The 19,939-nt window shown below is 71.6% G+C and carries 19 protein-coding genes; 5 read left to right on the top strand and 14 right to left on the bottom strand.

Annotated elements, in window-relative coordinates; translation table 11 throughout:
- Window positions 1-53 precede the first annotated feature (53 nt).
- Window positions 54-725 (bottom strand): endonuclease NucS, encoded by a 672-nt coding sequence (gene nucS, locus JEK78_RS05520; RefSeq protein ID WP_200262984.1) that lies wholly within the window; start codon window positions 723-725, stop codon window positions 54-56.
- A gap of 349 nt (window positions 726-1,074) precedes the next feature.
- Between nucS and JEK78_RS05515 the strand changes: the two genes are divergently transcribed.
- Window positions 1,075-1,467 carry an SCO5389 family protein gene (locus JEK78_RS05515; RefSeq protein WP_200262983.1) on the top strand — a complete coding sequence of 131 codons (393 nt, stop codon included), beginning with the start codon at window positions 1,075-1,077 and terminating at the stop codon, window positions 1,465-1,467.
- Window positions 1,468-1,539: 72 nt separating this feature from the next.
- Here JEK78_RS05515 and JEK78_RS05510 read toward each other — a convergent pair whose 3' ends face one another.
- Window positions 1,540-2,568: an LLM class flavin-dependent oxidoreductase gene (locus JEK78_RS05510; RefSeq protein WP_200262982.1), complete on the bottom strand. Its 1,029-nt coding sequence runs from the start codon at window positions 2,566-2,568 to the stop codon at window positions 1,540-1,542.
- Window positions 2,569-2,823: 255 nt separating this feature from the next.
- Between JEK78_RS05510 and JEK78_RS05505 the strand changes: the two genes are divergently transcribed.
- Window positions 2,824-3,159, top strand: coding sequence for an ATP/GTP-binding protein (locus JEK78_RS05505; RefSeq protein ID WP_200264005.1), 336 nt, complete (start codon window positions 2,824-2,826; stop codon window positions 3,157-3,159).
- Window positions 3,160-3,241: 82 nt separating this feature from the next.
- Here JEK78_RS05505 and JEK78_RS05500 read toward each other — a convergent pair whose 3' ends face one another.
- The 7 genes from JEK78_RS05500 to mce form a co-directional block, all read right to left on the bottom strand.
- On the bottom strand, window positions 3,242-4,141 hold the full coding sequence (locus JEK78_RS05500; RefSeq protein WP_200262981.1) for an ABC transporter permease subunit: 900 nt from the start codon (window positions 4,139-4,141) through the stop codon (window positions 3,242-3,244).
- On the bottom strand, window positions 4,138-5,241 hold the full coding sequence (locus JEK78_RS05495; protein WP_200262980.1) for an ABC transporter ATP-binding protein: 1,104 nt from the start codon (window positions 5,239-5,241) through the stop codon (window positions 4,138-4,140). The genes JEK78_RS05500 and JEK78_RS05495 overlap by 4 nt, the downstream gene beginning before the upstream one ends.
- Before the next feature lie 123 nt (window positions 5,242-5,364).
- Window positions 5,365-6,135 carry an ABC transporter permease gene (locus JEK78_RS05490; protein WP_200264004.1) on the bottom strand — a complete coding sequence of 257 codons (771 nt, stop codon included), beginning with the start codon at window positions 6,133-6,135 and terminating at the stop codon, window positions 5,365-5,367.
- A 109-nt stretch (window positions 6,136-6,244) separates the two neighbouring features.
- The gene (locus JEK78_RS05485; protein ID WP_200262979.1) at window positions 6,245-7,207 is read right to left on the bottom strand and encodes an ABC transporter ATP-binding protein; all 963 of its coding nucleotides are present in this window, start codon (window positions 7,205-7,207) and stop codon (window positions 6,245-6,247) included.
- 82 nt (window positions 7,208-7,289) lie between these two features.
- Window positions 7,290-8,225, bottom strand: a complete 936-nt coding sequence (locus JEK78_RS05480) for a DivIVA domain-containing protein (protein ID WP_200262978.1) — start codon at window positions 8,223-8,225, stop codon at window positions 7,290-7,292.
- Between the two features lie 182 nt (window positions 8,226-8,407).
- Window positions 8,408-12,388, bottom strand: coding sequence for a polarized growth protein Scy (gene scy, locus JEK78_RS05475; RefSeq protein WP_200264003.1), 3,981 nt, complete (start codon window positions 12,386-12,388; stop codon window positions 8,408-8,410).
- Window positions 12,389-12,629: 241 nt separating this feature from the next.
- Window positions 12,630-13,070, bottom strand: a complete 441-nt coding sequence (mce, locus tag JEK78_RS05470; RefSeq protein ID WP_200262977.1) for a methylmalonyl-CoA epimerase — start codon at window positions 13,068-13,070, stop codon at window positions 12,630-12,632.
- Window positions 13,071-13,218: 148 nt separating this feature from the next.
- Between mce and JEK78_RS05465 the strand changes: the two genes are divergently transcribed.
- Together JEK78_RS05465 and meaB are read left to right on the top strand one after the other, a co-directional pair.
- The gene (locus JEK78_RS05465; protein ID WP_200262976.1) at window positions 13,219-14,442 is read left to right on the top strand and encodes an acetyl-CoA C-acetyltransferase; all 1,224 of its coding nucleotides are present in this window, start codon (window positions 13,219-13,221) and stop codon (window positions 14,440-14,442) included.
- A gap of 48 nt (window positions 14,443-14,490) precedes the next feature.
- Entirely contained in the window at window positions 14,491-15,450 is a 960-nt protein-coding gene (meaB, locus tag JEK78_RS05460) for a methylmalonyl Co-A mutase-associated GTPase MeaB (protein ID WP_200262975.1), read from the top strand.
- A gap of 240 nt (window positions 15,451-15,690) precedes the next feature.
- On the opposite strand, the gene JEK78_RS05455 is transcribed toward meaB, so the two are convergent.
- The 3 genes from JEK78_RS05455 to JEK78_RS05445 form a co-directional block, all read right to left on the bottom strand.
- The gene (locus JEK78_RS05455) at window positions 15,691-16,167 is read right to left on the bottom strand and encodes a MarR family transcriptional regulator (RefSeq protein ID WP_200262974.1); all 477 of its coding nucleotides are present in this window, start codon (window positions 16,165-16,167) and stop codon (window positions 15,691-15,693) included.
- A 95-nt stretch (window positions 16,168-16,262) separates the two neighbouring features.
- A complete protein-coding gene (locus tag JEK78_RS05450; protein WP_200262973.1) occupies window positions 16,263-17,039 on the bottom strand; it encodes an AIM24 family protein in 777 nt (258 codons plus the stop codon).
- A gap of 87 nt (window positions 17,040-17,126) precedes the next feature.
- Entirely contained in the window at window positions 17,127-17,285 is a 159-nt protein-coding gene (locus tag JEK78_RS05445) for an Arc family DNA-binding protein (protein WP_200262972.1), read from the bottom strand.
- 14 nt (window positions 17,286-17,299) lie between these two features.
- Here JEK78_RS05445 and JEK78_RS05440 point away from each other — a divergent pair, with 14 nt between their 5' ends.
- Window positions 17,300-18,547 carry an RNA-guided endonuclease TnpB family protein gene (locus JEK78_RS05440; RefSeq protein WP_200262971.1) on the top strand — a complete coding sequence of 416 codons (1,248 nt, stop codon included), beginning with the start codon at window positions 17,300-17,302 and terminating at the stop codon, window positions 18,545-18,547.
- A 13-nt stretch (window positions 18,548-18,560) separates the two neighbouring features.
- Here the strand turns inward: JEK78_RS05440 and JEK78_RS05435 are convergent, their stop codons facing one another.
- Both JEK78_RS05435 and JEK78_RS05430 read right to left on the bottom strand, forming a co-directional pair.
- Window positions 18,561-19,211, bottom strand: coding sequence for an AIM24 family protein (locus JEK78_RS05435; RefSeq protein WP_200262970.1), 651 nt, complete (start codon window positions 19,209-19,211; stop codon window positions 18,561-18,563).
- A gap of 1 nt (window position 19,212) precedes the next feature.
- Window positions 19,213-19,845: an AIM24 family protein gene (locus tag JEK78_RS05430; protein WP_200264002.1), complete on the bottom strand. Its 633-nt coding sequence runs from the start codon at window positions 19,843-19,845 to the stop codon at window positions 19,213-19,215.
- Between the last annotated feature and the right edge of the window lie 94 nt (window positions 19,846-19,939).

Genomic DNA, 19,939 nt, shown 5'->3' with positions numbered 1-19,939 from the left:
GGGTCGCCGGGTCGCCGGCGTGGCCTCTCCGAAGTGCCTCCGGCCGTCCCGTCTCAGAACAGTCGCAGCTTGTCGTCCTCGATGCCCCGCAGCGCGTCGTAGTCCAGCACCTGGCAGCCGATACCGCGGTCGGTGGCCAGGACCCTGGCCTGTGGCTTGATCTCCTGGGCGGCGAACACCCCCCGGACCGGGGCCAGACGCGGGTCGCGGTTGAGCAGCTCCAGGTACCGGGTGAGCTGTTCGACGCCGTCGATCTCGCCGCGTCGTTTGATCTCGACGGCGACGGTCCCCCCGTCGGCGTCCCGGCAGAGAATGTCCACCGGTCCGATGGCGGTGGGGTACTCGCGGCGGATCAGTGTGTATCCGTCACCCAGCGTCTCGATGCGGTCGGCCAGCAGCTCCTGGAGATGTGCCTCCACGCCGTCCTTGATCAGACCGGGATCGACGCCCAACTCGTGCGAGGAGTCGTGAAGTACGTCCTCCATCGTGATGATGAGCTTCTCGCCCGCCTTGTTGACGACGGTCCACACGCCCGTGTCCTCACCGGTCCCCTCCTTCAGCGTGCAGGGCGGCGACATCCAGTTGAGGGGCTTGTAGGCCCGGTCGTCGGCGTGGATGGAGACGCTGCCGTCCGCCTTCACCAGGATCAGACGCGGGGCCGAGGGCAGGTGGGCGGTGAGCCGTCCGGCGTAGTCCACCGAGCAACGGGCGATGACGAGACGCATGGTCGGCAACGCTACCAGTGGGTGCCAAGCGGGGCGCCGCCGACGGACCTGGTCGGTCCGGGCGGTGGAGCCGGGGCGCTCGGGTGCGCCGCGCGCTCTCCGGTGTCTCGTCGCGCCTCGTCGGGTGGCGGGGGCACGCCTCATCCGTCCCCGGGGACCCCGCCGGAGCACTGGCCGATCGCGCGCCGACGGGATATCGCCCATCTGCGCATTCTCCTGGTGCGGTCAACGGGCGTTGCCTACGGTAGTGAACGGGAGGTCGCGGGACGCGTACGCAGCGTGCTCGCCGTCGCGTCCTTCCTTCACCGTCCGGCAACCCCCGCGCGTCGGGGGTGCGAGAGGAGTACCCATGTCGCTCGACGTCTCACCGGCCCTACTGGAACAGGCCGAGCGAGGCGAGGTCGACGAAGCTGACTTCGTCGACTGCGTCCGGACCTCCCTGCCCTACGCCTGGGAGACGATCAGCTCCCTGGTCGCACAGTTGAAGGCCGACGGTGGGCGGTTCGCCGACAACCGGACGCCGCCGCCGGACGAGGGGGCACGTGGTCAACTGCTCCGCGCCCTAGCCAGCGACGCCATACGCGGGGCCCTGCAGCGGCACTTCGGGGTGCGGCTGGCCTTCCAGAACTGTCATCGCGTGGCCGTGTTCCCCCTCGAACCGTCGTCCGAGGGGACGTTGACCCGGTTCACCTCGGTCCGTAGTCAAGTGCTGAACCAGTCACCGGAGTTCCGCGACTGCTGACCCGCTCCCCGCCTCGCCGCTCCGTGTCGTGAGTCCCGCCGACCGGAGCGGCGAGGCGCCGCCGGGGGTCCGTCAGCCCAGGTGGGGAAGTACCTCCGCGCCGAGGCGGCGGATGGTCTCCTCGGTGGCGGCGAGGTCTCCCGACCCCTCCACAAGCAGGGCGAAGCGGCTGATGCCGGTGCGCTCGCCGGTCTTCGCCAGTCGGTCCGCGCACAGGCGCGGGGTGCCCACCGGGTGCAGCCCGCACAGGAGTCGGGTGTAGTCCAGCGGATCCCGCATGCCGCGTGCGCGGCCGTCCACCGTGACGTGTGCGCCGAGCCCCTGGCGCAGCCAGCCGGGCATCGACTTGAGCAGGATTTCCGCCGCGTCGGCGTCCCGGTCGGCGATCTGGCAGACCCCGGCCGAGACGTGGCCGGCCGCGCGGATTTCCTCCGGGCTCCTGCCCGAGGCGTGGGCGTGGCGCCGCCACAGACCGATCATCTCGGCCTTCTCCTCGTCTCCGATGTGCATCCCGAGCAGCATCGGGAGGCCGCGCTCGGCCGCCAGTCGCACGCTGCCCGGGGAGGTGCAGGCGACGACGACTTCGGGGCCCGCGGTCTCCGTGAGAGCCTCGGACGGCCTCGGCACGACCGGGACGTCGCGGAAGCGGAAGCGCTCCCCGAGGGCGCCGACCGACGGCTCGCTCAGCCAGCGCAGCAACAGGTCGAGTGATTCCGGGAAGCCGCTCTCGTACGCCTCCACACCGGTGCCGAACACCTCCAGGTCGACCCAGGGACCGCCGCGACCGACGCCCAGGGAGAACCGTCCGCCGCTGGTCAGGTGCAACAGGGCCGCCTGTTCGCCCAGGGCGACGGGATGGGTGGTGGACAGGACGCTGACGGCCGTGCCGACCCGCACCCGCCGGGTGCGCCCCAGCAGCAGCGCGGCCAGGGTGGCCGCCGACGGACAGGTGCCGTAGGGCACGAAGTGGTGTTCGGCCAGCCAGACCGAGTCCAGGCCGGACTCCTCGGTGACCTCGGCCGAACGGACGGCCCGGTGCAGTGCCTCCCCTTGCCCCTGGCCCGGGAATTGGGCCGCCAACACGAATGTTCCGACGCGCATCGCTGTGTTCCTGCTTCCTCGGCTCCGACCCGGAGCTCCCCCACCCGGCATAACCGGGCGACACGTGCCGAGGACACGGCCGGCGGCCAAGTTTTTCGGATTGTCTTCAGAAAATGTCGTCGGGGGTCGCCGTGACCCGCCACGGGCCGCCCCCGAACACCGGGGACGCCAGGACCCGGGGCACCGGGGTGGGGTGGGGGCCGCGTCGTAGGCTGGTGACCGTCCGTGCCCGTCACAGAACCCGAGAGGTGTGCCGTGTCCCCGCGCCGCAACCGACCCAAGGGAGCCGGCTCGCCCGGCCGGAGCGCCGAGGAGGACCGCCCCGGGCGGTACGGCGGTCTTCAGACGTCGGCGAGGTTCGGGGGCGAGGACTGGAACGTGCGTCATGTGGCGGGCGCCAGCGCGAGAGGAAAGGCCTACCGCTGCCCCGGGTGCGACCAGACGATCCCGGACGGCGTGCCCCACGTGGTGGCGTGGCCGGAGCACGGGGGCGTCGACGATCGCCGGCACTGGCACCGGGCGTGCTGGAACGCGAGGGACCGCCGCACCGCGAGGGTGCGGCGGCCCGGCGGCGGTCCTGGGTCGCGGTAGGGCGTGGGCGCGGCCGGCGTCCCGCGCGGCGTCCGTCCGGGGGCCCGCCGAGGTGGGGAGGGGGCCTTGATCGTCCCGGCGGTCAGACGTCCCGCTTCTCCAACAGGACCAGTGCCAGGACCTGCGCGACCGCCGTCGCCCCCAGCATGATCCAGAGCGGGTCCCATCCGGACGGCCCCGAAGGGCTCAGTGAGTTCGCGTAGAACACGGCCAGTTGGTTGGGGATGGAGTACTCGAACAACGCCTCGCGCACGTCGCTCAGGGACTCGGCGAACATGAACAGCGCCAGGACCAGCGGTGCCAGCACGGCACCGATCATGATGGTGATGGCCCCGGCCGAGTGTCGGACGATCGAGCCGACGGTGAGCGACAGCAGCCCCAGCAGTGCCATGTACAGGGAGACGCCGACCGTGCCCCGGAGCCATTCCTCGGCGCTCGGGGTTCCGCTTCCCTGCCCGCTCAGTCCCGCCACCTGGACGACGCCGATCAGGGTGGCGGACACCAGCGTCACCAGGAAGGCGACGAGGAAGAAGACGATGCTCTTGGCCGCGAGCACCCGGCGGCGGTTCGGGCAGGCCGTCACGGTCGTGCGGATCATGCCGGTGCCGTACTCCGAGGCCGTCGTCAGCACGCCCAGGGTGATGAGGCACATGCTGCCGAGGAGCAGTCCGAAGAAGCCCAGGCCGAGCGGGCTCTCCCCCTCCAGGTCCTGTCCCGCCGCGACCACGACCCCGAGGGTCATCAACCCGACGCCGACGATCAGCAGTACGAGCAGGCCGAGCGTCCACAGCGTCGAGCGCAGCGACCGGATCTTCGTCCATTCCGAGGCGAGGGCCTGCCCGAGGCCGGCCCTCGCCACCGGGATGGGCGAGGTGTAGGAGGAGGCCGGCTCGCCGGACGTCGGCCGCCCGTCGAGTGCGGAACGCGGCGCGGGGGCGTGAGGGGTCGCCGGGGAGGGCGTCGGAGACTGGGGGGTGCTCATCGGGCGTCCTCGGGCTGGTTCGGGTCGGTGGCGGTGGAGGCGGCGGACGTTCCCGGAGCGGCGGTCGACGCCTGCCGGCTCGCGGCTCCCGGGTCCTCCGTCCGCGGCGGTGGCGGCGCGTACCGGCCGGGCTGTCCGTCGCCCGGCGCGGACGACGGCTGTCCGTCGCCGTACGGTCGGTCGTCCGTCGACCGGTAATCGACGGCACCCTGGGTCATCCGCATGTACGCCTCCTCCAGGGAGGCTCGGTGCGGTGAGAGCTCCCAGAGTCGGACACCGCTCTCGTGCGCGAGGTCGCTGATCCGGGGCAGGGGCAGCCCGGTCACCCGCAGGGCGCCGTCCTGCTCGGGCAGCACGCCGGCGCCGGCCTCGGTCAGCGTGGTCGAGAGCTTCTCCCGCAGTTCCGGGGCGTCGTCGGGGGTGCGGACGCGGGCGAAGTCGGCCGAGTTGGCCGCGATGAAGTCGGCGACGCCCATGTCGGCGAGCAGCCGACCGCGTCCGATGACGATGAGATGGTCCGCGGTCAGCGCCATCTCGCTCATCAGGTGGCTGGAGACGAAGACGGTGCGGCCCTCTGCCGCCAGACTTCGCATCAGGTTCCGCACCCAGAGGATGCCTTCCGGGTCGAGGCCGTTGACGGGCTCGTCGAACAGCAGCACCCCTGGGTCGCCGAGCAGAGCGGCGGCGATCCCCAGTCGCTGCCCCATGCCCAGGGAGAAGCCCTTGGAGCGCTTCCCCGCCACCGCCCGCAGGCCCACCACGTCCAGGACCTCGTCCACCCGCCGCGTGGGGATGCCGGAGAGCTGGGCGAGACTCAGGAGGTGGTTGCGGGCGCTCCGCCCCCCGTGCACGGCCTTGGCGTCCAACAGCGCGCCGACCTGGCGTTGCGCGTTGGGCAGACTCCGGTAGGGGAGGCCGCCGATGGTCGCCCGCCCGGCGGTCGGGTTGTCCAGACCGAGGATCATCCGCATCGTGGTGGACTTCCCCGAGCCGTTCGGCCCGAGGAAGCCCGTGACGGCTCCCGGCCGTACGTGGAAGGAAAGGTCGTCCACGGCTGTCTTGTCGCCGTAGCGCTTGGTCAGGCCGACTGCCTCGATCATGCTCCGCCCCCGTCGAGAGGTTCTGGACAGCGGGCGGACGCCCCCCGTACGTCTGAGGAGGATAACCAGGCTCGGCCGGTTCCGTTCAAGCCCGAATGCCATCCGGGCTCACCCGGTCAAGAATCAGGCGTCGCGCTCGCGCAGCACCAGGTATCCGCCGGCCAGCGCGGCCACCACCCACAACACCATGATGCCGAGGCCGCCCCAGGGGCCGTAGGGGGTGTCGTCGCCGATCGGGGCCACCACCTGCATGATCTTGCTTCCGGCCTGGTCGGGGAGGAACTGGCCGACTTCCCTCGTCGCGTCGACCGCGCCGAGGATGTTCGAGACCAGGAAGAAGAACGGCATCAGGATGCCGAGCGACAGCATGGGGGAGCGCAGCATCGTGGCGATCCCCATCGAGAAGACCGTGATCAGCGTCATGTAGAGCCCGCCGCCGATGACAGCGCGGAGCACACCGTCGTCGCCGATCGACACCGAGAGGTCGCCCAGCATGGCCTGGCCCAGGAAGAAGGCGGCGAAGCTGGTGACCATGCCCACCACCAAGGCGAGTCCGGTCGCCACCGCGATCTTGCTGAACAGGAAGGTGCCACGCCGGGGCACGGCGGCCAGCGAGGTGCGGATCATGCCGGTGCTGTACTCGTTCGCCACCACCAGAACCCCGAATACGATCATCGCCAGCTGGCCCAGGGACATCCCGGCGAAGCTGATGAAGGTCGCGTCGAACGCCAACCGGTCGTCGGCCTCCAGACTGTCGAACTGGCTCCTGGTCAGGGCGGAGATCAACATGCCGAGCCCGATGGTGACCACCACGGCGAGCGAGAGCGTCCACACCGTGGACGCTACCGACCGGATCTTGGTCCACTCGGACCGGACGACCTGGGCCGCCGCCATGCTCATGGGGTCTCCTTGGAGATGCGCCGAGCCCGTGCCCGGGCCGGGAGGGTGGGGGAGGGGACGATTCGATGCGACGGGGCAGACCGGGCTGGCCGGCCTTCCCCGGTCAACTCTTCTCCCGGTCGCCGCCCCAGTTCGGCCCGGGCGTGGCCTCGGTGGGGGCGCCGTCGTGGGCGTGGTATTCCACGGACTGGGCCGTCAGTCGCATGAACGCCTCCTCCAACGAGGCCCGCTGCGGGCTCAGCTCGTGCAGGACGACACCGCGGCGGGCCGCCGCCTCGCCCACCCTCTCCGACAGCTCGCCCTCGACCTCCAGCACCTCGGTGTCGCTTCGCGTGACCGGGATGTCGGCCTCTCGCAGGGCGTCCAGCAACTCCTCCCGCTGCGGGGTGCGGATCCGGACGTAGGAACGCGAGTTCTCGGCGATGAAGTCGGCCATGGACGTGTCGGCGAGCAACCTGCCCTGACCGATCACGACGAGATGATCCGCGGTCAGCGCCATCTCGCTCATCAGATGGGAGGAGACGAAGACCGTCCGCCCCTGGGAGGCGAGGGATTTCATCAGGTTACGGATCCAGTGGATTCCCTCGGGATCCAGTCCGTTGACCGGCTCGTCGAAGATCAGGATACGCGGGTCGCCGAGGAGCGCGGCCGCGATGCCGAGACGCTGGCCCATACCCATCGAGAAGCCCTTGGTCTTCTTCTTGGCCACGGCGGTCAGGCCGACCGTCTCCAGCACCTCGTGGACCCGTCCGGAGGCGATGCCGTTGCTCTGCGCGAGGCAGAGCAGGTGGTTGTAGGCGCTGCGGCCACCGTGCCACGCCTTGGCCTCCAAGAGGGCACCGACATGGGTCAGCGGGTCCTGGAGTTGGTCGTAGCGCTTGCCGTCGATGCGGACCGTGCCCGCGCTGGGACGGTCGAGCCCCAGGACCATGCGCATGGTGGTCGACTTGCCGGCACCGTTCGGGCCGAGGAAGCCGGTGATGATGCCCGGCCCGACGCCGAAGGTCAGATTGTCCACGGCCGTCTTGTCGCCGTACCGCTTGGTCAGCCCCGCCAGCTCGATCATGGTGCCACGCTAGAACGCGGCGGCCCCTTCTGCCACCCCGGTGGCCGGGAATCCGCCGCGTTCGTCGCCGACACGCCCGCCGCTAGCGGGTCTGCTGGGCGGGGACCCCGCGCGAGGACGACTCCTCCTCGGCCGGCGTGCCGGCCGCGGCCACCGCCGCCCCCGTGAGCGTCGCCAGCATCTCCCGCACGTTGGTCAGCTGCGCGTTGATCGAGTCGCGGCGGTTGGTCAGCGCGGCCAGTTCCCGCTCCGACTCCGAACGGACCCGGTCCGCCTTGGCGTTGGCGTCGGCCACGATGTCCTCGGCCTGACGCTGCGCGGTCTCGACGGTCTGACGGGCCCGGCGCTCGGCGTCGGTCCGCAGCTTCTCGGCCTCCAGGCGCAGCTGCTCCGCCCGGTGCTCGATCTCGGCGAGACGCTTCTCCGCCTTGGCCTGACGCGAGGCGAGGTCCCGCTCGGACTGGTCGCGGCGCTTGGCGAGGTTGGTCTCGAAGTCCGCGGCGGCCTGCGCGGCCTTGGCGCGGGTCTCCTCGAAGAGGGCGTCCGCCTCCTCCCGCTTGGACTGCGCGTCCTTCTGCGCCTCGGCCCGCAGGGCGGACGCGTCCGACTTGGCCTTCTCGACGATCCGGACGCCCTCGTCCTCGGCCTTGGCCTTGCGGTCCACGGCGTAGGACTCGGCCTCGGTGCGCACCTGTTGGGCCGCGGACTCGGCAAGCTCCCGGTGCTGCTCGGAAGCGCGCCGAGCCTCCTCGCGCAGCTCCTTCGCCTCCTCCTCGGCGAGACGGAGGATCTTCTCCACCCGCGCCCCGAGGCCCGCGTACGACGGCTCGGCGTCGCTCATCTGGGCCTGGGCGTTCTGCGTCTCGAGGTGCAGCTCCTCGATGCGCTTCTCCAGGGCGGTGATGCGGGTGACGGCGTTGTCGCGGTCGGAGACGAGCTTGGAGATGTATTCGTCCACCTGAGCGCGGTCGTACCCACGCCGCACATGCTCGAAGCCGTAGGGGGAAGTGTCGCTCATGGGGTTCCTGTCGAAAGAGACCGGTGAGGTGATACGGGAATCCTAGGGGCCAAGACGGCGAGTCATCGAGCGGATACGTGTTTGATCTGGAGAACGACACCCCTTTCGGGTGGGTGGTCGGCGGCGGGCTCGCCGGGCGCGGGGTCAAAGGCTCCTGGTATAAGCGCAATTGCTTTCACACGCTACCGCCCTGACGACTTGCCACCCGAACGAGGGGCGCCCACGGTGGCCCCCGCCTTGACCGCGCCCTCCTTGCCGGCCGGCGGAGCCTCGAACGACTCCAGGGCCTCCAGGACGTCCTGTACCCGGGAGATCTCGGCGTTGATGTCCTCGCGGCGGCGCAGCAGCTTCTCCAACTCGCGCTTGCCCTCCTCGACGGCCAGCCGAGCCTCCCGCACCGCCTCCGCCTTGATCCCCTCGGCCTCCTTGACCAAGGTGGCCTTCTTCTGCTCGGCTTCCTTCAGCAGCCCCTCGGCCTTCTTCACCGCGGCGATTCGGACCTTGCCCGCCTCGGAGTTGGCCTCGGAGACGATCTCCCGGGCCTTCGCCTCGGCCTTGGCGAGCTGTGTCTCCGCGGACTTCACGAGAGCGTCGCATCGGTCGCCCGCGGACTTCATGGTCTCGGCGGCCTCGCGGCGCGCCCGCTCATGCACTTCCTCGATCTCGGCCGTGAGCCGGTCGCGCAGCTCCTCGGCCCGCTCCCGTATGGCGGTCGCGTCCCTGCGGGCGCCGACGAGCAGCTCGTCGGCGTCGGTCCGAGCCTTCTCCACCCGGGAGTTGCCCTCGACCGCGGCCTCCGAGACGATCCGCTCGGCCTCCTCGCGGGCCGCGCCGACCATGGTGTCGGCCTGGGACTCCGCCTCGGCCGTGGTCTTCTGGGCCTGCTGCCGCGCCTCGGTCAGGAGGGTGTCCGCCTCCGCCGCCGTCTCGTTGATGAGGGTGTCGACCTGCTCGGCCGCCTCCGAACGCCGCTTGTTGGCCTCCTCGCGCGCCTCGTCCAGGGTGCGGTCCGCCTCCGCGCGGGCGGTGGTCGCCAGCCGGTCCGCCTCCGACGCGGCCTCGGCGACCGACCGCTCCGCCTCGGCACGGGCCCGCTCCGCCTCGGCGCGCGCCGAGGCCAGCGCCTCCGCCGCCTCGGACCGCAGCCGTTCGGCCTCGGCCGACGCGTCGGCGAGCAGCCTCTCCGCCCGGGTGGAGGCATCCGCCACCGACTCCTCGGCCGCCGCGGCCGCCTCGGACCGCACCCGCTCCGCCTCCTCGGTGGCGTGCGCGCGAACCCTCTCGGACTCGGCCGTGGCCGTCTCGCGAAGCTCCCGGGCCTCCGCCGACACGGCGGCGCGCAGCCGGTCGGTCTCCGCCCGGGTCTCCTCGCCGAGTCGATCCGCCTCGGCTCGCGCCTCGGTGACCAGCCTGTCCGCCTGGCTCGCGGCCTCCGAGCGGATGCGATTGGCGTCCTCCCGGGCATCCGCCCGCGTCCGCGCCGCCGCCTGCTCCGCCTCGGCGATCGTCGCCGAGGCCTCCGTCCGGACGCGCCGCGCGTGCTCGGCCGCGTCGGAGCGGACCCGGTCCGCCTCCGTGATCGCCTCGGAGACCGTCCGTTCGGCCAGCGCCTTGGCGGCCTCCGACTCCTCCCGGGCCTCCCGGCGCAGCCGCGTGGCGTCCTCCCCGGCACGCTCCCGCTCCGCCTGGGCGTCGGAGCGGACCCGGTCGGCCTCCTCGCCGGCCTCGCGGCGGACCCGCTCGGCCGCGTGCTCCGCGGCGCTGCGCAGGCCGGCGATCTCCTCCTGCGCCTGCTCGTGCAGGCCGGAGACGGACTCCCGCACCTGACGCGCGTGCTCCTCGGCCGCCGAGACCGACTCGCCGGCGCGCCGGTCGGCCTCCTCGACCAGCCGGGCCGCCTCCGCCTCGGCCTCCGCGACACGGGTGCGCGCGGAGGCGAGCAGCTCCTCACTCCGTTCCCGGGCGGATCCGCGCTCCCGGTCGGCCTCCTCCCTCGCGGAGGTGAGCAGCTCGTCCGCCTCGCGCCGGCGCCGTGCCGCCTCGTCCTGCGCCGCGGCCAGGGCCTCCGAGGCCTCCTCGGCGATCCGCTCGGCCGCGGCACCGGCCTCCGCGCGCACCCTCTCGGCGGCCTCACGCGCCTCCGCCTTGAGCCGCTCGGCCTCGCTCGCCGCCTCCGTCCGCAGCCGGACGGCGACGGACTCGCCCTCGGCGCGGGCCGCCGAGGCGTCGGCCACCGCCTCCGAACGCAGCCGTTCGGCCTCGGTCTCCGCCTGATGACGGAGTTCGCGGATCCGCTCGGCGACCTCGGTGCGCTGCCGCTCGGTCTCCTCGGTCGCGTCGCGGCGGATTCCCTCGGCTTCCTGCCGTGCCTCCGCCAGCGCCCGCTCGGCTCCGCCGAGTCGCTCCTCGGCCTCCGCCCGAAGCCGTTCCGCCTCCTCGGCGGCCTGCGCGCGACGGCTCGTCGCGGCACGCTCGGCCTCCTCGCGCAGCCGGGCGCCCTCCCGCTCCGCCTCCGCCCGAGTGGCCTCCGCCTCCTCCTGGGCGTCGTTCCGATGGCGCTCCGCCTCGGCCCTGGCCCGCTCCAGCGTCTCCTCGGCCTGTCGCCGCAGGGTCGTGGCGCGTTCGATCGCCTCCGTGCGGACCTTCTCGCTGTCCGCGGCAGCCGTCCGGCGAAGCTCGTCGGAGTCGGCGCGCGCCTTGGTCAGCAGCTCCTCCGCGGAGGTCGCCGCCTCCTCGATCTGCGACACCGCTTCCTTGCGGGCCTCGGCCCTGATGACCTCCGCCCGGTCGGCGGCCTCGGAGCGCAGTTGCTCGGCCTCGCCGCGCAGCCTGCGGGCCTCCTCCTGCAACTCGACGGTCTTGGCCCGGTACTCCTTGGTGTCGTCCTTCGCCGCGCCCTTGAGCTGCTGGGCGACGTCGTGGGCCTCGGCCCGCAGCCGGTCCGCCTCCGACTCGGCCTCGCCGCGGATGCGCTCGGCCTCCTCGGCGGCGCCCTTGGTGGTCCGGCGTGCCTCCTCGGATGCCTTGTTCAGCACGTCCTCGGCGGTCTTGGCCGCCTTGGCCAGCTGGGTGGCGGACTCCTCCGCGGTCGCCGCGCGCGCCTTCTCCGCCGCCTCGGCGGCGATCTTCTCGGCCTCGGCGCGGGCCTCCACCACCAGCCGCTCGGCCTCCTCGCGGGTGGCCTCGGCGTCCTTGGTCGCCTCGCCGACCAGGCGGGCGACCTGCTCCTTGGCGGTGCGGGTGCGCTGTTCGTTGGCCGACTCGGCGGTCGCCAGCGCCTTGGCGGCCCGCTCCTCCGCCTCGGAGAGCACCTCCTCGGCCCGGGCCCGCGCGGCCCGCAGCGCCTCCTCCGCCTCGGTCATCCGGCGCTCAGCGGACCGGCTCAGTTCCTGGGCGCGCCGGCGGGCCTCCTCGGTCTCGCTCGCCGTCGAGCTGCGCAGCCGCTCGGCGTGGTCGGTGGCCTCCTGCGCCTGGGTGGAGGCGGCGTTCAGGAGGCGCTCGGCGTCCGAGCGCGCGCGGCGCAGGAGTTGTTCGGCCTCGGCACGCGCCTCCTCCGCCTCTCCCAGCGAACGCCGGCGCGCCTCGGCGGTGAGGCGCTCGGCCTCCGCCCGGGCCGCCGCCATGGCCTGTTCTGCCTCTGCGCGGGACTCGTCGAGGAGCCGGCGGGCCTGCTGCTCGGTGCGGGCCCGCAACTGCTCGGCCCAGGCGACGTTCTCGTTGACGTGGGTCTCGACGGTGCGTCGACGCTCGTCGAGTTCCTGGTCGAGCTGCCGGCGCCGGGTGACGGCCTCCTGGTGGAGTTCCGCCTGCAGACGTGCCGCCTGCTCGGCGTGTTCCTGGAGGATGCGCTGGGTCTGGGCCCGCGCCTGGCCTAGCTCGCGCTCGGCGTCCGCGCGCAATTGGTCGGCCTGGAGTTGCGCGTTGCGCAGGAGTTGCTCGGCCTGGTAGCCGAGGTCGTTGCCGTCGTAGGCCGGGCGGGACATGAGGGTGCGCCGCGCCTCGTGCAGCTTGGCGCGCAGCACCTCCACCTGGTAGCCGAGGTCCTCGGCGTGCTGGATCGCCTTCTCCCGCTCGGTCCTCAGCCGCTTCATCTCGGCCTCGAACCGAGAGAGGTGGTCGACGTCGGCCGCCGGCTCTCGCTCCTGGCTCTCGTAGCCCCGCACTGCGCGGTCCATCCGTCCCCTGGTCGCAGGTGTCTCCACGGTCCCGTCCGTCAGTCGAACGGGCCCCCGGGGAATGGTGTCAGATCGACGGCGGAGCATGGGTCGCCGCTCCGTCGCCCGTCCCCCGAATTCCGGACCCCGGTGGTCCCGTCGTGCCGGTCGACCCGGGCGCGCGACAGGACCGGTCGCCCTGGATCGAGCGGCGACCGCGCCCAACCCTACCGGCCCCTCAGTACGGTGGTCAGCGCTCGGGCGACTCAATCGCGGCTGAAGTGACGAGTTCCGTCAGGACGCCATGGCAGTCCTTGGGGTGCAGGAAGGTGATGCGCGACCCCATGGAGCCGCGGCGTGGCTCGTCGTACAGGACGCGTACGCCCCGCTCCCCGATCGCGGCGGCGTCGGCGTCCACGTCCTGTGTGCCGAAGGCGATGTGGTGGACGCCCTCGCCGTTCTTGGCGAGCCACTTGGCGACGGTGGAGTCCTCGCGGACGGGTTCCAACAGCTGCAGGTACGACGCGCCGCCGTCCGACGTGTCGTTGATCTTGAGCATGGCCTCGCGTACGCCCTGTTCCTCGTTGACCTCGGTGTGGAACACCTCGAAGCCGTACGTGGCCCGGTAGAAGTCCACGGTGGCGTCGAGGTCGTGGCAGGCGATCCCGATGTGGTCGATTCGCGTCAGCATGGTTTCAGTGGAGCGCTCCCCGGGTGGTTACGCAACGTGCGCGCGATCACACTGACGGCCCGATGACGGGGCCGAGCGCGCCTCAGTACATTCGAGGTAAACCCTCGTTCACTCCTCGGCCGCACAGGCCGGAAGGGGATCGCAGCTCATGTCTTCCGCAACCTCCGCAACTCCCGGAACGAATGGCACCACCTCGGTGATCGTCGCGGGCGCTCGCACCCCGATGGGTCGGCTGCTCGGCTCGCTGAAGTCCTTCTCCGGCGCCGACCTGGGCGGTTTCGCGATCAAGGCGGCCCTGGACCGGGCCGGCATCGGCGGGGACCAGGTGCAGTACGTGATCATGGGGCAGGTGCTCCAGGCCGGCGCCGGTCAGATCCCGGCACGACAGGCGGCCGTGAAGGCCGGCATTCCGATGAACGTCCCGGCACTCACCGTGAACAAGGTGTGCCTCTCCGGGCTGGACGCGATCGCGCTGGCCGACCAGTTGATCCGCGCGGGTGAGTTCGACGTCGTGGTCGCCGGCGGCCAGGAGTCGATGACCAACGCCCCCCACCTGCTGCCCGGGTCACGTGAGGGGTACAAGTACGGCGCGGTCCAGATGCTCGACGCGATGGCGCACGACGGCCTGACCGACTCCTTCGAGGGCATCGCGATGGGCGAGTCCACCGAGAAGCACAACACGCGGCTCGGCCTTGGCCGCGAAGAACAGGACGCCGTGGCCGCGCTCTCCCACCAGCGAGCGGCGGCGGCACAGAAGAACGGGATCTTCGACGCGGAGATCACCCCGGTGGAGGTCCCGCAACGCAAGGGCGACCCCGTGCTGGTCAGCAAGGACGAGGGGATTCGCGGCGAGACGACCCCGGAGTCCCTGGGCAGGCTGCGGCCCGCCTTCGCCCGGGACGGCACGATCACGGCCGGCTCGTCCTCGCAGATCTCCGACGGCGCCGCGGCCGTGGTCGTCATGAGCAAGGCCAAGGCCCAGGAGCTGGGGCTGGAGTGGATCGCCGAGATCGGCGCGCACGGGAACGTGGCCGGCCCCGACAACTCTCTCCAGTCGCAGCCTTCGAACGCGATCCGGCACGCCTTGGCGAAGGACGGGCTGGGGACCGAGGACCTCGAACTGATCGAGATCAACGAGGCGTTCGCCGCCGTCGCCGTGCAGTCGATGAAGGATCTCGGGGTCTCCACCGAAAAGGTGAACGTGAACGGTGGTGCCATCGCTCTCGGACACCCCATCGGCATGTCCGGCGCCCGGCTGGTGCTGCACCTGGCCCTGGAGCTGAGGCGGCGTGGCGGCGGCGTGGGCGTGGCCGCGCTGTGCGGCGGTGGCGGTCAGGGCGACGCGCTCGTCCTCCGCGTCCCGAAGGTCTGAGCCCCCGAGCATGGTCGGAGACAAGCAACGGATCGGAGGACCAAGGTCGTGACGCAGGACGTCTCCTCGCTCGTGGCCCGTGCCAGGGAGGGCCGGCCGAGGGCGGTGGCCCGGCTCATCTCCCTGGTGGAGGGGGCGTCCCCGCAGCTCAGGGAGGTGATGGCGGCCCTCGCCCCGCTGACCGGCGGAGCCTACGTGGTGGGCCTGACAGGGTCGCCGGGCGTCGGCAAGTCCACCTCCACCTCCGCTCTGGTGACCGCCTACCGACGGCAGGGGCGGAGGGTCGGCGTCCTCGCCGTCGACCCGTCCTCGCCGTTCTCCGGAGGCGCGCTCCTTGGCGACCGGGTGCGGATGTCCGAGCACGCCTCCGACCCCGGCGTGTACATCCGTTCCATGGCGACCCGGGGGCACCTGGGCGGTCTGGCCTGGGCCGCGCCGCAGGCCATCCGGGTTCTGGACGCGGCCGGGTGCGACGTGATCCTGGTCGAGACGGTCGGCGTCGGGCAGTCCGAGGTGGAGATCGCCTCCCAGGCCGACACCTCGGTGGTGTTGCTGGCGCCCGGGATGGGCGACGGGATCCAGGCGGCCAAGGCCGGGATTCTGGAGATCGGCGACGTCTACGTGGTGAACAAGGCCGACCGGGACGGCGCCGACGCGACGGCCCGGGAACTCAACCACATGCTGGGGCTCGGCGAGGCCCGACGCCCAGGAGACTGGCGTCCCCCCATCGTCCGCACGGTGGCCGCGCGAGCGGAGGGTGTCGACGAGGTGGTCGAGGCGCTGGAGAAGCACCGCGCCTGGATGGAGGAGCACGGGGTCCTGGCGGAGCGCCGGCTCAGGCGCGCCGCGCACGAGGTGGAGGCCATCGCGTTGACCTCGCTTCGCCGGCGGATCGGCGACCTGCCCGGCGAGAGCCGCTTGGAGGCGCTGGCGGAGCGGATCGTGGCCGGGGAACTCGACCCCTACCGGGCCGCGGACGAGTTGATCGTCGGTCTGACGGCGAACTGACCGCTGGGGGCGGGCCCGGGCGCCGTGTGGGGCGCCTCGGGCCCGCCCCCAGCGGGGCGGACGGGCCTGCGGGCCTCCCGTGCGGGGGCCCGCGTTCCCGGCGCCTCGGGGCGGATCGGACGGGGGACGGGGTCGTCCGCCCCCGGGGCCGCCGCGACCGGGTCGGGCGCGGCGTGGTGCGAGAGGTCGGTCGGCGGCACCCTGGTCGGGTCCGCTCGCCGGTCTGTCGGACAGCCCTGGTCAGGGGCGTCCGCGCTGCCCTCTGAGGTGTTCGGCGATCGGCCGCAGCGCCTTGTCCAGGTGGACCAGCGCGTCGGGTGAGAGCAGGTCGACGAAGTGTCTGCGGACGGAGGCCACGTGGTGCGGCGCGACCGTCCGCACGGTCTCCATCCCGTGGTCGGTGAGCACCGCGTAGAGCCCGCGGCGGTCGGACTCGCAGTTCTCCCGCCGCACGAGGTCGGCGTTCTCCATCCGGGTGATCTGGTGGGAGAGACGGCTCTTCGACTGGAGCGTGGCGGAGGCGAGATCGCTCATCCGCATCCGGAAGTCCTCCGACTCGGAGAGGTTCACCAGGATCTCGTAGTCGTTCAAGGTCAGACCGAACGGCTGCAAGTCCCTTTCGAGCTGGTAGGTCAACAGTCTGTTGACCTCCAGGTTGGTACGCCAAGCACCTTGCTCCGCGTCGTTCAGCCAGCGGGGGGCTGTCTCGGTCTCCATGAATGAAGTCTACCTAAGAGGTTGAAAGGCGAACTAACGGGTTTGCTGTCGTGACGGTGCGCACGCGTTCGATGTCACACTCCGCAGACTACCGCTCACAGCCCGAAGCGGCGCTGGAGGTCTCCCAGCTGTCCGGGAAGGCGCGGTGCCCCGCTCGGCACGCCGTGCCCTCCCGCCGTCGTGCCGTCGGGTGCCCCCGACCGTAGCGGCGCGGCGTCCGTCACCCGCTCGGGCAGCCGAGCCTCGCTCGACTGGAGCAGCACCGTGCCCGCCCCGGAGAACTCGAACTGGTGCTCCTCTCCGGAGGCCCCGCCCAGGCCAGTGAGGGCGCGAACGCCCCCCAGCAGCCCGGCCGCGTACCCGTGGTCGTAGTGATGACACGGCGAGGGGCAGTCGGCCCACCCCACGAGTGCCTGCGGGTCCACCCGGATCGGCGGCTCCATGAACACCACCGGACCGTTGGACGCCGCCACGAACTTGCCGGTTCCGAGCAGGGTGAGGAATCCCGGAACGATCGACTGCTTCAGTCTCAGACTTGGCTGAAAGGCGAGCAGGTTGCCGGAGCGAACGGTGAGATTCCCGTCCTCCAGGTCGAAGGAGTTCACGTCGAAGGCGCGGTCGGCGAGGAGCATCCGGCCCTGGCCCTCGGCCACCACCCAGTCGCTCGCGTGCAACGGCGAGTGGAAGGCCGAGCGGACCAACCCCTCCAGCGGTCCGTACCCGATGCCGTCGAACCGGACCGAGCCGTAGTAGGCGATCATCTTGCCCTTCTGCAGGAACCAGGGGCTCCCCGACAGCTCCACGCAGAAGGTGTAGTCGTCGACGTTGTCGTCGGCCGGCAGGGTCGAGGGGTCGTGGACGGTACCGCTCACCGGTTCTCCTTCGAGGATGCCCCGGTCTTCGGGCCGGGGAGGAATCGAAGCTCCCGCGTAGCGGGGCACGGAATAGAGCAATCGCCGTCAGGGCGATTGGTTGTCTCCACCCACCGGGTCGAGGGCGGCCTCAAGTAGGTGGACGATCTCGGAGTTGAGGGACCGTCGGTCGGTCCGGGCCTTCTCGACGAGGCGTTCATGCGGGTCAGCGGGCAGGCGGAGAGAGATCCGCTTCTCAGGTTCCATGCTACGATAATGCCATGACGACGCCAGGGGTGCGGCAGAGGGATGCCGGGCATGCCCGGTACACCTACCGGCTTCGTGTGTCGTCGACCGCCCGCGCTGGTCTGGCGGCCGAGTGGGCGCGCTGCCGGTGGGTGTGGAACGAGTGCGTGGCCGTGTCCCGCAAGGTCCACGCCGGGAACCGCGCCAACCCGGACGACAAGGTGACGTGCGGTCCGGCGCAGCTGGACAAGATGCTGACCGAGGCCCGCAACGCCATGTCGTGGCTGCGTGAGGGCGCGTCGGTGCCGCAGCAGCAGACCATCCGCGATTTCGCCAAGTCCCGCACAAAGGCACTCAAGGACATCAAGGCGAAGCTGCCGATGCGGCAGCGTGCCGGGATGCCCCGTATCAAGCGGAAGCGGGACGCGCTGCCCACGCTGAACTACACGCAGCGCGGCTTCCGCCTCAAGGACGGCCGCCTGCACGTGGCGGGCGGCATCGTCCTGACGGTCGTCTGGTCCCGCGATCTCCCGGCCGCACCCACCTCGGTGCGTGTCCACCAGGACTCCTTGGGGCACTGGTACGCGTCGTTCGTCGTCGCGACCCAGGTGCGGCCGCTCCCGGCAACGGGCCGGGTGCTCGGCGTGGACTGGGGCGTCGGGGAGACCGCCACCACCACGTCCGACGCCCACGACCTCCCCCACGCCGAACACGGCGAGAAAGCCGCGCGGCGCCTCGCCCACTACCAGCGGATGACGGCCCGCCGCCGCCCCGCGCGCGGGCAGGCGGCCTCCAACGGCTACCGGCAGGCGCGGCGGCAGACCGCGAAGGTGCACAAGAAGGTGGCCCGGCAACGCCAGGACACCGCCCGTAAGTGGGCCAAGTCCGTGGTCCGCGACCACGACGCGATCGCCGTCGAGGACTTCCGCCCGAAGTTCCTCGCCGAGACCACCGTGGCCCGCAAAGCCGCCGACGCGGCGATCGGCGTCACCAAGACGGCCCTGATCGAGATGGGCCGCAAACACGCACGGGACATCCATCTCGTGCATCCCGCACACACCACGATGGACTGCGCGGCGTGCGGAGCGAGAACCAAGCACGCACTTCCTCTTTCCGAACGTACCTACACCTGCACCGCGTGCGCAGTCGTATCCCCCAGGGACAAGAACTCCGCCCGCGTGATGCTCATCCGGGCTGGTCTCAACCCGGCTGGTGTCGATCGTGTAAGAGCCGGCGGACCGCTGGTCCCCAGCCAACGTGAGCCAGGAATCCCCGTCCTTTAGGGCGGGGAGGATGTCAAAGCTTCTCCTCCGAGGCCTGGACGTAGACCGCCCCGTCGCCGCTGAGTTCCAGTTGGAATGCCTCACCCGATCCCCGGCCCACCATGTCGCGCCAACCCAGAGCCGTGGAGAGCCGGTTGCGCACGTCGCCGTGGTGGGCGACGTAGGCCTGCGGGTCGACGTGGACCGGTCGGCCCGGTGTGATCGGGACCTCGAAGACGCCACCGTGGGCCATCACCGCCACCGAACCGCGGCCCCTCAGGCGGGTCGTGAAGAGCCCCTGGCCGCTGACCTGGCCGCGCACCATGCCCATGACGCCGCCCTGCGAGCCCAGGAACACCGTGCCCTGCTCCAGCGTCCCCTCGAAGGCCAGCAGGCGATCCGCCTCGACGTACAGGGTGTCGCCGGACAACTCGATCACCTGTACATGGTGGCCGCCGTGCCCGAAGAGCACGGTGCCCGATCCCTCCACGGTCATCAGCGGGGTGTCCTCGTCGGCCACCCGACGTCCGATCATCGACATCAGACCCCCCTGGCCGCCTGTCACGGACGGGGTGAAGGACACCTCACCGGTGTAGGCCAGCATCGCGCCGCGCTGGCTGAACAGGCGCCGGTCCGGCGCGACGGTCGCTTCCACCATCTTCGAATTGATCTCTCGGAAGGCCATCTCACACGTCTCCCGCCGGGGTCAGCCGCTCGCTCGGCTGCACGTACACCAGGCCCTCGCCCTCGAAGCGGATCTGGAAGGCCTCGCCGCCGCCCTCGCCCAGCACGGTGCGGAACGTCACGCCCGACTGGAAGGACTGCCGCAATCTCCCCTGGTGCGCCACGTACGCGCCCGGGTCGACGGTCAGCGGGTAGGCGTCGCTCACCCGCAGGACCACCGCCGGGCCGTCGGAGGTGATCGCCACCTGCCCCCGGCCCTCCACGGTCGTGGTGAACAGGCCGTTGCCCTGGGAGGCGCCCCGCAGCCCGGTGAACTCGGTGCCGGTACGGAGCCCTCCGTCCGTCGCGAGCAGGTTGCCCGCCTCGACGCACAGCTTCTCGCCTCCCAGCGTCACCACGGTGATCTCCGTCGCCCGGTCGGCGAACCAGCAGGTCCCGCTCCCCTTCACCTCCATGACCGTCATCTGCTCGCCCGTCAGTCGGCGGGTCACCATGCCGCGGATCCCGTCACCGCCCCCGGTCAGCTTCTTGAAGTCCATCTCGCCGTCGTACGCCACCATCGAGCCGTTCTTCGCTCTCACGGAATCCCCGGCCATCTCGACGGCGAGCACCTTGCTGTTCTGAAGTCGGAACATCGCCACGCAGCGAAAGGTATCCGCCGCGACGCCGTCCCGACAGGGCCTGCCGACCCCCGCGCCCGGCGCGTCGAGGTGTTTGCCACAATGACGG

The sequence above is a fragment of the Streptomyces sp. HSG2 genome (assembly GCF_016598575.1).
Lineage (GTDB): Bacteria > Actinomycetota > Actinomycetes > Streptomycetales > Streptomycetaceae > Streptomyces.
Note: the sequence above shows the minus strand (reverse complement) of the source record. Positions and strands in the feature narration are given on the sequence as shown.